Annotated in this window: 12 protein-coding genes and 2 pseudogenes; 6 read left to right on the plus strand and 8 right to left on the minus strand. The window is 71.7% G+C overall.

The annotated features are described in order from the left end of the window. Positions 1-168 precede the first annotated feature (168 nt). Complete coding sequence (locus LV78_RS26905) at positions 169-1,548, plus strand: hypothetical protein (protein ID WP_253848436.1); 1,380 nt, start codon at positions 169-171, stop codon at positions 1,546-1,548. Positions 1,549-1,724: 176 nt separating this feature from the next. On the opposite strand, the gene LV78_RS26910 is transcribed toward LV78_RS26905, so the two are convergent. Beyond that, positions 1,725-2,885, minus strand: a complete 1,161-nt coding sequence (locus LV78_RS26910; RefSeq protein ID WP_253848437.1) for a helix-turn-helix domain-containing protein — start codon at positions 2,883-2,885, stop codon at positions 1,725-1,727. Positions 2,886-3,151: 266 nt separating this feature from the next. Between LV78_RS26910 and LV78_RS26915 the strand changes: the two genes are divergently transcribed. Then, the gene (locus LV78_RS26915; protein ID WP_253848438.1) at positions 3,152-3,916 is read left to right on the plus strand and encodes a hypothetical protein; all 765 of its coding nucleotides are present in this window, start codon (positions 3,152-3,154) and stop codon (positions 3,914-3,916) included. A 193-nt stretch (positions 3,917-4,109) separates the two neighbouring features. On the opposite strand, the gene LV78_RS26920 is transcribed toward LV78_RS26915, so the two are convergent. The 3 genes from LV78_RS26920 to LV78_RS26930 form a co-directional block, all read right to left on the minus strand. Beyond that, positions 4,110-5,834, minus strand: coding sequence for a hypothetical protein (locus LV78_RS26920; RefSeq protein ID WP_253848439.1), 1,725 nt, complete (start codon positions 5,832-5,834; stop codon positions 4,110-4,112). Between the two features lie 330 nt (positions 5,835-6,164). After that, positions 6,165-6,413: a hypothetical protein gene (locus LV78_RS26925; RefSeq protein ID WP_253848440.1), complete on the minus strand. Its 249-nt coding sequence runs from the start codon at positions 6,411-6,413 to the stop codon at positions 6,165-6,167. 320 nt (positions 6,414-6,733) lie between these two features. Then, complete coding sequence (locus tag LV78_RS26930; protein ID WP_253848441.1) at positions 6,734-7,294, minus strand: hypothetical protein; 561 nt, start codon at positions 7,292-7,294, stop codon at positions 6,734-6,736. Positions 7,295-7,591: 297 nt separating this feature from the next. On the opposite strand from LV78_RS26930, the gene LV78_RS26935 reads away from it, so the two are divergent. Both LV78_RS26935 and LV78_RS26940 read left to right on the plus strand, forming a co-directional pair. After that, positions 7,592-7,738 carry a hypothetical protein gene (locus LV78_RS26935; RefSeq protein WP_253848442.1) on the plus strand — a complete coding sequence of 49 codons (147 nt, stop codon included), beginning with the start codon at positions 7,592-7,594 and terminating at the stop codon, positions 7,736-7,738. Positions 7,739-7,834: 96 nt separating this feature from the next. Further along, a pseudogene (locus LV78_RS26940) lies at positions 7,835-8,476 on the plus strand (hypothetical protein); the annotation flags it as partial. 61 nt (positions 8,477-8,537) lie between these two features. Here LV78_RS26940 and LV78_RS26945 read toward each other — a convergent pair. From LV78_RS26945 to LV78_RS26955, 3 genes and pseudogenes are all read right to left on the minus strand, one after another. After that, positions 8,538-9,559, minus strand: a pseudogene (locus LV78_RS26945) (IS5 family transposase). 308 nt (positions 9,560-9,867) lie between these two features. After that, positions 9,868-10,215 carry a hypothetical protein gene (locus tag LV78_RS26950; RefSeq protein ID WP_253848444.1) on the minus strand — a complete coding sequence of 116 codons (348 nt, stop codon included), beginning with the start codon at positions 10,213-10,215 and terminating at the stop codon, positions 9,868-9,870. Between the two features lie 18 nt (positions 10,216-10,233). After that, positions 10,234-11,046 carry a hypothetical protein gene (locus tag LV78_RS26955; RefSeq protein ID WP_253848445.1) on the minus strand — a complete coding sequence of 271 codons (813 nt, stop codon included), beginning with the start codon at positions 11,044-11,046 and terminating at the stop codon, positions 10,234-10,236. A 196-nt stretch (positions 11,047-11,242) separates the two neighbouring features. Here LV78_RS26955 and LV78_RS26960 point away from each other — a divergent pair, with 196 nt between their 5' ends. Beyond that, positions 11,243-11,947 (plus strand): hypothetical protein, encoded by a 705-nt coding sequence (locus LV78_RS26960; RefSeq protein ID WP_253848446.1) that lies wholly within the window; start codon positions 11,243-11,245, stop codon positions 11,945-11,947. 30 nt (positions 11,948-11,977) lie between these two features. Here LV78_RS26960 and LV78_RS26965 read toward each other — a convergent pair whose 3' ends face one another. After that, complete coding sequence (locus LV78_RS26965; RefSeq protein ID WP_253848447.1) at positions 11,978-13,225, minus strand: hypothetical protein; 1,248 nt, start codon at positions 13,223-13,225, stop codon at positions 11,978-11,980. A gap of 480 nt (positions 13,226-13,705) precedes the next feature. Between LV78_RS26965 and LV78_RS26970 the strand changes: the two genes are divergently transcribed. Beyond that, on the plus strand, positions 13,706-14,440 hold the full coding sequence (locus tag LV78_RS26970) for a YfbU family protein (protein WP_253848448.1): 735 nt from the start codon (positions 13,706-13,708) through the stop codon (positions 14,438-14,440). Positions 14,441-14,503 lie beyond the last annotated feature (63 nt).

The following is a 14,503-nucleotide window of genomic DNA, read 5'->3' on the forward strand; positions in this document are numbered from 1 at the left end:
CTCACGACCACGGCGGTCGTGCTGTTGACTCGGACCCCGCAGAAGGCAGGGAAGTGGTGCTCACCCCCGCAAGAGGCGGGGAACGATCCGGCGCGCGCCCGGCATCGGCGTGACGCGACGATCGCACTCTAGAACCGGCCGGGTGCGCAGCCGGGCAGGATGGCGGATGTGCGCGATGTGGAGAGCCTGATCGGCCAAGTGGCCAACCCGAAGGTGCGGCAGCTCGTCGACGACGCCTGGCGCTGCTACAGCGCCGGAGTCAACCGGGCAGCAATCGTGTCGGTGTGGACAGCGATAATCACCGACATCACCGACAAGATCGTGTGGCTGGCCGAGGAAGGCGACGGCGACGCCAACACGTTTCGCACGGAACTACGGCAAGCCCAGCAGGCTCGCCTGAACAGCGAGATTTCGGCCATCCAGACCATCGAGTCACGCCTGCTGCGCGAGGCTGAGAAGTTCGACCTGGTCGAGAAGACCAGTATGATCGACCTCGACCGCGTCCGGCATGACCGCAACCGGTGCGTGCACACCTCCCTGCACCACGAGGACGAGGTCTACGAGCCCACCGCCGAGACGGCACGAGCCCACCTGGTCACCGCGCTGACCCTGCTGCTGACCCACCCGCCGCTGGGGGGCAAGCGTCTGTTCGGCCGGTTCATCGACTACGTGTGCGACCCGCGCTTCGTCCTGTCCGAGCCGCACCTGCTGACCACCTTCCACGACCGGCTCCGCCCCAGGACCCGGGCGCAGATTTTCGAGGTGGCCGCCAAGCACGCCCTGCTGGAACTGCCCACAGACGGCTGGCTTCCAGCGGACCAGTGCGCCGACCGGATGGCCAAGGTGCTGGTGCTTCTCGCCTCGCGGGACCGGGAGAGGGCCCGCGAGGCGGCGGCCAAGGGCATGGGCAGGTTCGCCCAACTCAGCGCGAACCAGAAGCTGCGCGCGCTGGCCCGTCTAGGGGACCAGGACTTCTTCTGGGACACACTGCCCCAAGATCAGCACGAACACCTGACCATGCTGGTAGACGGCTTGGATGTGAGGCAAATCGATCTTGGAGACCGTGCTGCGGCCGGCCTGTTGCGCATGGTGGCCGTGCTGCGCGCGTTGGTCGGTAGTGAGCAGGCGCGGGAACGGCTTCCCGTGCTGGAGATCAAGTTCAACGCGCTCACCGACCAGCAGAAGATGCGGGCGGCCACCCAGCGGCCGGCCCGCTTTTTCCTGCCAGCAGTGCTCACCACGCTGCGCGAGGCGCAGAACTGGGATACCGGCGCCAGTGCCGAGCACGCCCTGATCGCGCACGCCCGGTTCCTGGACCTCGATCTCCTGCGCAGCGCGCTCCAGGCATGGAGCGGGAACGACCAGTGCTACAACGCCGACACCGCGCCGGCCGCAGCCGTGTCCCTGTTCCACGCCACCGAACATCTGGGGCGTGCGCGGATCGAGGTGTTCGGGCAGTTCCTGACCGCGCTCCCGCTGGACGGGGACGAGACCCCTTACTGCACCTTCTACGCCGCGCTGGCGGAGACGTTGCAGGCCAACGGGTAAACCCTGCCGGAGCCGCCCGCCACTGAGCCGGAGGAGACCTTCGTCTGACCGGTCCGGTCGACGCCACAGGCACACCACCACGCTGCGCGGCTTGGCTGCGGTGCGCCCCCGGCCCGCAGCCGGGCCGGGGGCGTTGCTCGCGTCGTCCCGCGTTCCGGCGCCGGGCCGGGGGCAGCTCACGCCGTCCCGTGCTCCGGCGGGACTTGCCGTCGGCGGGCGATCTCCCGTAGGCGCAGTACCGCCTCCCCTGCGGGGTGGGTCTTGAGCTTGTTGCCCACGGGCATCCCGGGCAGGTCCTCGCGGATGATCCTGGCCATCTGGGCCGCCCTGCTGTCGGTGTCGCTCCGCGGGTAGTCGTCGTCCGGGGCGGCGATCAGCCATTTGAGCGCGTTCAGGATGTTCACGGTGCTCTGGCCCATGACCCCGCCGCCGTTGGTGTTGAGCTCCAGCGCCAACAGGTCGAGCACGGTGGTGATCGCCTCGGCCATCTCGGCGTCCACGCCCGCCGCGGCGAAGAGCGCCTGGGCCTTCGCCTGCTCGGCGGGGGTCGGTGCGGATGCGGGACCTCGCCGGCTTGTCAGGCGCGCCCTGGTCTGCGAACGCATGATCAGCAGTCTCATCTGCTGTTCCGGGGTCAAGGTCGTCGGTAGCTCGCCCACGTCGGCCGTGGCGTGCTCCAACTCCTTGCACAGGTCCAGGGTTTTGTCTGTCGACCGCTGCCGGTTCAGGTGCCGCTGCAGCGCGGCCGACACGGACGCGAACACGCTTCGTGGCCTGACGTACACGTTGGTGGTCAGCTTGTCGATCTCGGTGTCGATCCACTTCCTCCTGCCGGGGTCCAGTGCGGCGGCCAGCGCGTCCGCGACTCCGAGGAAGACCCCGAGCCGGTAGCCGGGGTCGTCTTGGAACCGGTCCGGGTCCCGGCCAGCCTGTCGGGGGCTGTCGTATCCGTTGTCGTTGAGTAGCACGTAGGCGCGCTGGCGGGTGATCCCGAGCCGCTCGGCCGCCTGTGCCACGCTCAGCCGGGGATCGCTGTCGTGGAGCAGTTGCATGACCGACAGCGCGCGCACCTTCTCCAGGGTCGCCGGGAGCCCGTCGGCGACCCGTGCCGCCGCCCGGTACCGCTCCACAGGGTCGACGATGCGTCCCAGCAGCACACTGCCCACGTCGTTCAGCGCAATCTCGACCGGGTTCCGCCCGCGCAGCACCCGCTCGATCTCGGCCGCCTCGTCATCGTCGATCCCCTCGTACATCGCCCTCGTCTCCGCGGGCTCGTCGTACCAGCCTTCGGGAAGCGGAACCCCGCTCCTGCCGGTGGCATCCCCCTGCTCGCTCATGCGGCGCACCTCCGTGTCGTGGCCATCGCCTCGCCGAACCACCCGTATTGTCAACCGTAAGGTTGACAACCGTCGGGCGCGATGTCAATCACCAGATTGACTTTTTTGTCAACCATTGGATTGACAAAGAGAGCTCGACCGCAAGAGCGGGGCGCGGTCCTCGCCGACCGGGAAACCTCATGACACCCCTGTCACCTCACCACTCCTGCTTCGCCGAAAGGGGTGTGGTGGCACGGCCGCCTTGGGGATGGGCGATGCTGTGCGCCATGCGCAAGCCGAGGAAGAACGGGGAAGCGGCGGGCACCCCCTGGGGAGCCGTGCTCGGCGGGACCGCCGTGTTCCTGGTGACGCTGGCCCTGGTGCTGGGGATCGCCGCAGCGATCCTGGTCGAGTGGCCGTTCGACGCGGACGGGTGGGCCGCGCTGGGCCAGTGGGTGGGCGGCCTGGGCGCGTTCGCCGCGGTGGCGGTGGCGCTGGGGATCGCCTCCCGTGATCGGCGCGACGGCGACCGGCGGGAGCGGGACGCGGCGCGCTCGCGCGCGTTCCTGGTCACCACGAGCTTCCGTGCGGAGGGGGTGGTGGTGACCAACCACGGCCCGGAGCCGGTCACCCGGCTGGTGGTGCCCGCACTGCACAGTCAAGCCGGTGTGCTCACCGCCGACGACGCGGGGATTCCCGTGCGGCAACTGGACATGCTGCTGCCCGGTCAGAGCTGGACCGCCCCCTGGCCCAAGCCCCGTGAGCAGGACGTGAAGATCGCTGTGATAACGCACGTGCTCCGGGAGCTCGACGACGATCCCGCCGCGGTGCGCGCCGAGGTGCACTGGAGCGACCTGGGCGGCAGGCACTGGGTGCGGGTGGGCTCCCTGGACCCGCGCGAGGCCACCGCCTCCGACTGGCGGCCCACGGCGGAGATCGACCAACACATCAAGGATGCCCTGCGCGCCCCCGCCAGGGTGCAGGGCGCTCCCGATGACGAACCCGAGGGGACCCCCACGCAGCGCGCGGAAAGGTCCCGGCACCAAGGCTGACGGCATGGGCGTTACCACCCTCGCGCGCCACTGCGGGCGCTCCGGCCTCGGCGACGACCGGAGGCAGCGCACGGCGCCGAGAGCGCGTTCGCCGCAGGGGTAGCGCCCCGACCGGGCCCCTGCCTGCTGCGCCGCCACCCGACACGGCGCCCCGGTCGGCCGCATCGGGTGGCGGTCCGGCAGGGCAGGCCGGTCATCCCCGCCGGGGCGGGTGCCCCAGCAGGCGCATCCGGGCCGTCGCCTCGTCGGCGCTGATCCAGCTGATCCGCTCCTCGTCGCCGTCCTCGCCGCGCTGGGACCACCAGGTGGCCACCTCCCACAGCAGGCGGACCGTGCCGTCGGCCAGGGTGACCTCGTGGCGCACCAGCTCGAGCTCGCCACCGGTCCTCTCGCGCCCGTCCACCCGCATCGCCCGGTGTCCGGTCGCGGTGAGCAGTGGATGCCACACCGCCCGGTCGCGCACCTCGGGGTTGCCGGCCGCGACGACCAGGTCGAGCACCGTCTCGGCGGCCGGGGACAGCGAGACCGGTCGCTCGCGGCCGCCCTCGCCCGATTGGAGCCAGTGGCCGATCGACAGGGCGCCGTCCGACCACAGCTGCCACTGGACGCCGACGGAGGTGCGCACGTGCGTGGCGGTGACGCCGGGGACGTGGGGCGGGTGCGCGCGGGCACCCGGATCGCGCTCCAGTTGCCTGCGGGCCTCCTGCGGGTCGTCGGTGACCTGCACGCGCGCTCCGATGGTGCACTCGCTCAGCACGAAGCGGCCCGCGACGTCGGGCACGCGAGGCGGCCCGTCCGCCAGCATCTGCTGCACGGTGGCGACCCCCGCCGCGCGCAGCCGCTCGGCCTGGGCGTGGCCGATCCCGGCGTCGGCCAGTTCCGCCGCCTGGGTCGCGGGCCAGCGCCGACCGCTCAGCAGCTCCCAGCCCGCCTGCGCCCACTGGCGCGGCGTGCGGGCGAGGTAGGCGCGCGCGTCCGACACGTCGGTGATCGTCACCGCGCAGTGGGGGGCGGTGACCTCATGGGGCAGCACGTCCGCCTCCGCCAGGACCCAGGCGGCCGGGTCGGGGACGCCCGCGCGGTCCCACTCGTACGCCGAGCCGTACTCGGCGCCCAGGTCCGCCACCAGTCTGCGCCGCTCGTCGGTGAGCGGGTGGCGGGTGGCGATGTGACCGCCGATGTTGTTTGCCGAGAAGTCCGCGCCGTCGGAGCCGTTGTGCACCACGGTCCACAGCCACCCGCCGGGCTCGTCGAGCAGCAGCTCGTCGCCGTACAGAGGGCGCTGGTCGTAGGGGCGCAGCGGGACCTGCGGCAGCGCGCGCAGCCCTTCCAGCTCCGGGGTGCCGCGTCCCGGCCGCCACGCGTCCGGTGCGCCGCCGACCGACCAGTCCAGCAGCCGCCTGCGCCGGGCGTCCAGTTCCCTGCGCCTCGCCTGGCGAACCTCGGCCTCCAGCACCGGTGCCGCCTCCGTCTCGGTGGCCGCGCGCACGCGCGCCCAGTAGATGTGTCCCTCCTCGTCGCCCACGCCGAAGCTCATGCCGTCCTCGGCATAGTGGCGCTGGCGTGCGGTGACCACGGTGACCACGCCGCAGACCTGCCGGTTGCCGTCGCGGCTCTCGTCGACGACCTCGCCGCCGGGCACCGCGTCCGGGCCGGGGCCGCCGCCTCGGGTCCACCACTGCTCGCGCTGGGACGCGCCGGGAGTGAACGGCTGGCGGCCGTAGCCCTCGCCGCCGCTGATCTCCCAGGTCGGCGCGCTGTCGGGATTGTGCCGGTGGGGCGGGCAGCTCCCGGCGTGCTCGACCTGCCAGGTCGAGCACGGCTCGTCGCCCTTGACGGCGAGCCCGGTTTCAGCGGGTACGTCCTGATCGCACAGGCGGCACGTGCCTGCGTGCTGGTTGACGATGCTGCGGGGCATGGGCGGACAGCTCCTTCGACTCGGGGCCGGGCAGGCAGCGCGCAAGGGGCAATGCGCCCTCAGGGCGTTGGAATCCTCACGACCACGGTGGTCGTGCTGCTGACGCGGCCCCCGCAGAAGGCGGGGAAGTGGTCACCCCCACTCGGGGGGTGCGGCGCGTGCACGGCGCGACGAATGCACTCTAGAGCAGGCTACCGACAATCCCGCGCACGCCCGTTCATCGGTGCCGGACCCGCTGCGGCCGAGACCGGAACTGGGAATGCGGCGGGGGTGCCCCCTCGTGCACGTGCGGGACTGCAGGCCAGATCAGGAGGCGGGGCCTGGATGTCATCACCCCCGGACGGCTTCCTCGCCGCCCCGGCCGCCCGGCTGGCCCAGGGCCTTGCGGTACCCGCTCTGGTTACCGCACCGGCCCGTGCGCTTGGCCGGACAGTAGATCGACAGCCTGTGCTCTACCGCTGTCCGCAGCGGCTCGTCCCACTGCATCGGGCCGTAGACGTGGGCGGCGGTGAGCCCGACGTACGGCGCGGCCTTGGCCGGGGCGGGCGTGTGCGCCAGCGCCACCAGCAGCAGATGCACGCGCAGCGAGGTGAACAGTTCGTCGTTCCGGTCGCGTTTCCACAGTCTGTTCTAGTCGGTGTGCGCGTCCGTCGAGGGCCGGTCACGTCTGCCGTAGCGGTACCGGGTGGTCTGCGCCAGGTCGTCCTCGGGCCTTCTCCCCGGAGGCGTGAAAGCATCCTCTCGATCGCAGCGGGAAAGCCCGATGCCCTCGCCGAACCACGGAGGTAGGCGGGGGTGCCTCTTGCCGTGAGGAGCAGCGGGTCCCGGAGGCGGGGCAGAGCGCGAAGGCCGGACCGGCCGGGCCCAGGAAGCACGCACCCCGTGTCCGGGCGCACCCTCTACGTCTGCGGCGACTGATAGAGCGCGACCAGCACCTCGTGACCGGCCATCGCACCGGCGAGCTGGTCGACGAACTGCTCTGCCGAGGTCGTCCCAGGCTTCGCGAGCAGGTCTTGGGCGTGCAGCAGCAGCGGGTCGTCCAGCAAGGGGTGCAGGGCGAGTCCGCCTGGCGCTCGGCGGCGGCCGTGCAGACGGGACTCCCGGTTCGCGATCGTCTCCAGCAGCTGACGCAGCGTCCCCGGGTTGTTCATGCGGCGCCTGAGAAGGACGAGGTTCTCCTGCTTGGGCTCCTGGCCGCCGGGGGCGACCCATCCGGCCAGGAAATCCCGCAGAGCCCGGACGACCTCCAGGTTCCACCACAGGCGCAGGTGACTGGTGATGTACTGCGGCGGGTCGTCGCGCCGGTTGCTTTCCAGGAAGTCGGAGGGCTTCTTCCACACGGTGTTGCGTACCGGCACGCCCTCGCGGCAGGCCCGCTCGAACAGCGCCCGGTGCTCGTCGGGGTCGCGGTCGTGCTCGCGCATGAACTGCTCGTAGGTCATCCGGTAGGGCAGGTCCACGGGGGTCTCCGGTGGTCGCGGGCGAAACCCCGACGCCGGAGCGCGGCGGGGCGTTCTCACCCCCGCGACGGCGGGGAACACGGTTCCCCCGCGTGGCGCGGCGACCACGCGGGCCCGTCCATGTTAGGCGCCTCGCCATCGTGAGCGGGTCGGCGGGGCGGACCGTCCCTGCTCTTCACCGCTGCTGGCGGTCAGGCTCGCATCCGGTACCAGGCCGGCCCCTGCATCGACGCCGTCCTGGACCTGGGACCGGCCCGCCTGCACACCCATCCGGCCACCGTGGCCTGTCTGGTCCACGTGACCGCCACCGCCCGCCTGACCGACCAGCGCGTCCGGCAGGTGCTGCGCCAGGCCCCCGTCCACCTGCCTGAGTCCGTGCACCGCCTGGACCTGGACCCGTTCGCCCCCTCACCCGCGCCTGGCAGTCGTTGCTGGCCCGGCTGAACGCGCTGGGCCCGGACCCGGCCCCGACGCCACCGCGCCCGCCGCCCTGGCCTTCGGCCGCGACCTGGCCGAAGAGGTGTCCGTACGAGACCGACCCCCCGGTACGTGGAGCTCGATCTGGACAACGCGATGTTGCAGGCCGTCAGGAGCGACGAGGTCGGCTGGGGGCACCTCCACGAGTCGGTGACGCGGGGCGTGCTGCGCCAGTGGGACATCCCCTGCCTGAGCGCCCGCGCCGCGAACGAGTTGCTGCACGAGATCGCACCCCTGGCCGAGCGCCTCCTGGCGGGCGCGGAGATGGAGCCCGACGTCAGTCGGGGCAGCAACGTCGCCGTCCTCGACGAGGACGCCGAACGCGCCGAGAAGGAGATCGGCGAGGTCATCGACTCCTACTGCGGCGACGCCGAGCTGGTCAGGGCGGTGGACGCGGTCGAGTGGTACGACATTGTGCCCGAGCAGTTGACCGCGGACACCACCGACGAGCAGCTGCGGGAGATCGCCGCCGCCGAGGAGGAACGCGTGCGGCAGGACGCCGTGCTCATCCTGGACGGCGAGGAGCGCCTGCGTGCGCAACGCGACGTGCTACGCGAGCGGGTGGCCGAGGAGTTGTCCGAGGTCGCCGACCGGCACCGCGAGCTGGAGCGGCGCCGCAACGCCCTGGTGCGTCGCCTGGCGGGATGGGGGGAGTCCAGTCGGGAGATCGCAGCCCTGGTGGGGCTCTCGCACGGCGGTGTCTAGCGAATCGTCAAGCGCCGCGACGCGGACGCGGCGACGGACTAGGAGCTGTTTGAGGTTCGGATCATGTGGTTGAGGTGAGGGTCTTCAACCACATGATCGCTCCTCGTAGGTGCAGTCCGGCCTCGTAGCTGTGCGGTGTCTTGTCGTAGCGGGTGGCCAGACCTCGCCATGTCTTGATCTTCTGGAAGCAGCGTTCGACGGTGTTGCGCCGCCGGTAGCGTGTGGGATCGAAGGACACCGGCCGCCCTCCCGCCGAGCCTTTCCTCTTCCGGTTGGCCTGCTGGTCGGTCTTCTCCGGGATCACCGCGGTGATCCGGCGACGACGCAGGTAGGCCCGGTTGGCCTTGGAGGAGTACGCCTTGTCCGCGGCCACCGCGCCCGGACGGGTGCGGGGTCGGCCGGTCGGGCCGGGAACCCGGATCCGGTCGAGCACCGTCCTGAACTGTGGGCTGTCCGCGGCCTGGCCGGGGGTGAGCACGAACGCCAACGGCAACCCGGCGGCGTCGACCGCGGTGTGGACCCTGCTGCTCAGCCCGCCCCGGGACCGGCCGAGCCCGGCCGCTCTCGCCCGCTCCTTCCGTCGCCGCCGGAGGGCGGCACGGTCCCGACCGGCGGACGTGCCCGCGTCGGCCTCGGCCGGTGCGGACCGCGACGCATCACCCGCAGCACGCTCTGCCGGGTGGGCAACGCAGCCCCTTTTTCCTCGGTCAGCGCCTGTTCCAGCGCGTCCAGGGTCTCCCCCGCGACCGCGAGCCCGGCCGATTCGTGGTGCGCACGCACGATCGTGGAGTCCACGCTGACCAGTTCCAACCCGACCTCGCCTCGGGCGGCGGCCTCGGCGATCAGCGCCTCCATCAGCGTCTGGAACACCCCGGCCCTGGCCCAGGCGTTGAAGCGGGAGTAGACGGTGGACCAGGGCCCGTACCGCTCGGGCACGTCCCGCCAGCCCGACCCGGTGCGGAACCGCCACAGGATCCCGTTGAACCGCTCCCGCACCCCACGCGGCAGCGGTCCGGTGGCCGCCACCGGCACATGCGGCTCGATCAACGCCCACTCGGCATCGGTCAGATCGAAACGCGCCACATCCCGTGTTCTACCAGCACACCCCCGGCCCACCTAGATCCGAACTTCAAACAGCTCCTAGGACGGGCGGGGCCACCGAACTGCCGGACACTCCGGATCTCGCCCAAGCCCAGCGCGCCCCGCCCTGGGAGTGCACCGTCCACGCGCCCCGTTCCGTGCCGGGGAGGGGACGGGCTACCACCCCTGTCCCCTCCCCGCTTCCCCGCTCACTCGCCACGAGCGCGACAGGGTTACCGCACAGGGCGATCATCCCCTGTGGCCTAGGACAGCACCACTACAAAAGTCGCAGTTCGCATGTGGTTGTCGCATCAGGTTGCGGTGGGTCGTGTGTCCAGCAGCCACAGCTGGATCGGGGTCTGTCCGGGCGCGGGCGGCCAGGTGCGCGCCCGGCCGCGCCCGTGGATCTCGCGGGCGTCGACCACCTCGGCCTCGGCGGAGGCCAGCAGGTCCGCCAGTGCGACCACCGGCCGGGCCGCCTCCACCAGCTGGGAGAGCGCGGCCTCGACCTCAGTCGGGGGGAGGTGCGCGGCGGCGACGTCCGGCACGAGCGCGCGCAGTGCCTCGTCGAGGGTGTCGGCGGTCAGCGGCACGGGCTGGGCGCGCAGCCCCTCCACACCGAGGGCCGGGGCGTGGTCGTGGTCGTGGAGCAGGCGCAACTCGGCCCCCTGCCCTGATCAGCGGCCCTCGCAGCGGCGATCGAACAAGCTCCACCCACGGCGCAGGCTGAGCATGGCGAGGCTGAACCAACCAGCGAGCCCACCAATCGCTTGCCCGTTGGCCACCCCGGTCGACAGCCCCGAACGCCTGTCAGGTGGGGACAGGGAAGTCGACCTCATCGCCAAGCTCCACATCAGCACGTGCGCATCGGAGGAGAGGACGTTCCACGACCGCCTCAAGCCTGCCTGGCGGAACTCGTCGCCGGGGAAGATCACTGGCGCGGCTGATTCGATGAACGCCGCACCGTTCAGTTCCGCCTTGGAGATCCGGAGCGCCCGTACGGCGTCCTCACGGGATCGCACCCACTCGATCTGCTCGCGTACCCGGTCCTGGGCTTCCTGAGAAAGCTGGAGCTGTCGTGCTTGCCGCAGAGTCAGTTCGTGGTATTTCCGCAGTTGAACGTAGGTTTCGGTGATCACAGTGTGCCCGCGTTCGCGCCGGGTTGCCGGATCGTCCGGAGCCAGAATCCAGACAGCCTGGGTCGCGCCGACGATGGCGGTGCGTGCCGCGCTGTACTGGCTCATGTTGTAGATGTTGCCGCATTTCAATCCGTCGCAGATCAAGCGCAGGTGCTCGCCGGCGGAGACCAAACTGGTGTGCACGGTTTGGCTGATCAACTGGTGTGGGAAAGCCGCATCGTCCTGGGCCAGATCGCTGCCGGACTCGGGCTGCTCTGGCTGCTGTGCGCGTACCCGCCAACGATCCAGGTCGTCCGATGCCTCGGCGAACACCGTGAACGTGCCGTTGACTACCTCGCTCCTGTCCTCCACGAGCGCTGTTCTACCGCAGCCCCCAACCATTCCGGCGGTACCCGCCCGGTGGTCGGTGTGTTCGGAGCCGCAAGCGGTGCGGCGATCGCACCGGACAGGGGGATGGCGTGACACGAGCGCTATGTGGTCCTCTCGGCGTTGACGTGCTCCCGGACGAGCCGGTGACGCGACGTCGAGCGCGAGAGGCGGTGTCCCGGTGTCGTTGAGGCTGGTCGACCACGTGGCGGCCTCGGTGGTGGGCGGGGTGCCGCTGGAGCGGCTGCTCGCCGAGTGGGGCAGCCAGGCGGCGCAGACCGGGCCGGAGCTGCTCCGGCCGGACTGGCTGGCCTGGGCCGGGCAGGAGGAGCCCCCTGGGTGGGCGCGGTTGGGGGTCCAGCGGCTGGAGCAGCCCGGCGGCGGGCCGGGGCCGCTGGTGGTGTGGGAGAGCTGGAGCTGCGAGGGCGTGCGGCCGGAAGTGGCGTGCGCGGTGACCGCCGGGGACGGGTGGATGCTCGCGCTGGCCGGGACCCCGGCACAGGCCCAGCTGCTGCACGCCGTCGACGGCGTGGTCGCCGCCTCGGCCTCCACCCAGCGCGCCCAGGTCTCCGGGGCCGCGCCGCAGCGGGTGCTGCGGGCGCTTCAGGACAACGGCGGCGCCCAGGTGTTGAGCAGCGTCAGCGGGCTGCGGGTGGTGCTGGAGGTGGCCGGGGTGGAGCTGGACGCGCTGTCCCCGGACGCCGTGCTGCTGCCGGTGCGGGTGGCCACCCGCCCGTTCGAGCACGCGCCCGGCCCCGCACCCAGCATGGCTGGCACGGCGGTGCCGGTGTTCCCTGCCGGTGACGACGAGGTCGAGGCCGCCCGGCGCCCGGTGCGGGGCGGGGCGGTGGGGCCGGGGCACGCGGTCGGTCGGCTCCCGCGCTGACCCGCGCGCGCGGGAGCCGACCGTGGAAGCTCAGGGGGCGATGTTGACCAGGTAGGGGTCGTTGTCCAGGACGCGCCCGTTGACCACGAAGTGGCCGATCTTGGCCCCGGCGGCGGTATTGACGGCGGTCAGCACGTGGGCGCGCACGCACGGGTTGGTGCCCGCGGAGATCACCGACACGTACCAGCTCGTGCCCATCTTGTACGGGTAGACCTCGGCGCAGCTGCTGCCCGCCCACCCCTTCAGGGCGGGGGACTCCTTCGAGGCGGCGAAGGCGAACTCGTCGCAGCTGTCCGGGGTGTTGTAGACGGTGCTGCGCACGAAGGTGCTGTCGCAGGTGGCCGCGCGGTTGGCGATCTGCGTGGCCGGGTCGGCCTCTCGGTGCAGCGGGTTGCCCGCCAGGCCCCAGCCGGTGCTCAGGTTCAGCTGCGCCCACCGGTAGGCGACGGCGGCCTGCGCCACGGTCGGGTCCGAGAGCGAGTACTGCAGGACCGGCGTGGCCGCGGTGAACGCGCAGCCCGCGCTGGCCCCGACCTGGCTGTCGCAGCGCAGGGTCGGCGGGCCGGGGATCACCAGCGGGCTGGAAGGGCTGGCGCCGGGCATCAGGAAGGTCATGCTGTAGTTGGTCGAGACGTAGAGCGCGCCGTTCGTGCCGGGGTTGGCGGTGAAGTCCGCGCCGCCGTAGATCGTGTCGCCCTGCACGACCAGGTCGCCCCAGGTGGAGTTCGCGGCCACGCTGCACCCCAGGCACCCGGCGATCGCGGTCACGGTCAGCCCGGTCAGCGACGGGCTCACCGCGGTCGGGGTCAGCTCCGTCTCGTCGCTCCAGCCGAGGTTGGTGGCGTTGAGCGCGGTCTCCTGCTGGTAGGAGAAGCTGGCCGTGCCGATCACGGCACCACCGCTGCTGAACAGCGTGTAGGTGTAGACCCCGCCGTGCACGCAGCCCTCGAACCGGGTCAGCCAGTAGTTCCCGGCGGCGAACGCGTCGCACCAGGTCGACTCGGCCCCCACCGGAGCTGCGGAGCCGGTGTTGCCCGGCGTGTAGTCCACGCAGGATCTGGTGCCGTCGCCGTGGTCGGCGCACGTGGCGCCCGCGGCCTTGGTCGGGGCGGTCGCCACCTCCACCGGCCGCTCGGCCACGGCCTCGACCGGCGGCAGCAGCTCGGCGGCCCGCCCGACCGCCACCTCGGTGGTGCTGGCGGCGGTCGTGGTGGAGCCCAGCAGCGCGAGCGCGCCGAGCAGGACACTCGCGATGTGCGTGTTCTTCTTTCCTCGCAAGGAATTCCGTCCGTTCTTCTGCGGCTGCGGGCCCTGTCCCGCAGCCGTGCAGCGCCGAAGCCTGCCGGGGACCGGCTGCCGAGCGGAAGCGGCTTGAGCGCAGAGCACCCCGGCAGCCCAACCGGTCGTACATCGGCGATCGCGGCGCGTGGAGGATCTGTGGATACCAAGCCCCGCGCGGGTGAGCGGGCCACCCGCGCGGCCCGTCCCACACAGGTACCCCGCCCAGGGCTCCCGGCGACGCCCCGCAGCGGTCGCCGTCGACTGGAAGCGCAGCGGAACGCCGGTCCTGCCGCGTGCGTGGCCTTCCGCTTCCGCTGTTGCCCACGACCGGGACCGGGACCGGCCAAGGGCGGGGGCAGGTCGCGCGGCAGGGAAAGCGCCACCCGCAGGAGTGACCCTCAGGTGGTTCGACCAGCGTGAACACCGCAGTTGTATTACTGTACTGCAAATCGTAGTACGGTAATACGGAGGTGTGTGATGGCGTCGGATTCCCTGTCGCTGCGCCTGGACGCGGGCACGCGCGCGCGGCTGGACCGGCTGGCCCAGCAGCGTGGAACGAAGGTGAGCGAGCTGCTGCGGGAGGCGGTGGCGGTCGCGCTGGGCGACCGACCCGCCACCGCGCCCGGCACGGACGCCACCGCCGTGCCCGAGTACCTGACGGTGGTGCAGCGGCACACGCTCGCACTGCTGCACCAGGTCCTGGGACACCTCGCTCCCGAGGATGCCGACGAGCATCGTCACAGGGCAGAGGCGTTGCAGCAGGGGTTCGTCGGCGCCTACGGCGAGGAGTTCACGGGCATCCGCGAGGAACTTCCCCTGGCCGAGTGCGTCCTGGTCGAGGAGATCCTGGGGATGTTCGAGCAGCTACACCACGCGGTCACGCGCCTGGGCGAGGACGCGGCCGACCTCGACGAGGAGACCAGGGATGTCCTGGAGTTCGGCGGCTTCGACTACCAGGTCCCTCGGGAGGGGCGGATGGCCGGCTACGTGCGTCACCTGCTCGCCGGCGGCCTGTGGGGCAAGCCCCTGGCAGACCAGGTCGCCCGGCACGACCGGGGCAACTCCCACTCCCCCAGGCTCGGGCGGTACCAGGCGATGCTGGACACCTACAAGATCGTCACGGAACGCCGCCGAGTCACCCACCGGCAGAGCAGCAGGCTCTACGAGTTCACCGTCGAGGAGCTGAGGGAGATCGCCGTCGCGGCCGGGTAGGACGCGGCCACCGGGGACCGCTCCGGACCGGGGGGAGGTCGAGCCGGACACCGCGAGCGCACC

It is taken from the genome of Actinosynnema pretiosum (assembly GCF_024171695.1).
Lineage (GTDB): Bacteria > Actinomycetota > Actinomycetes > Mycobacteriales > Pseudonocardiaceae > Actinosynnema > Actinosynnema pretiosum.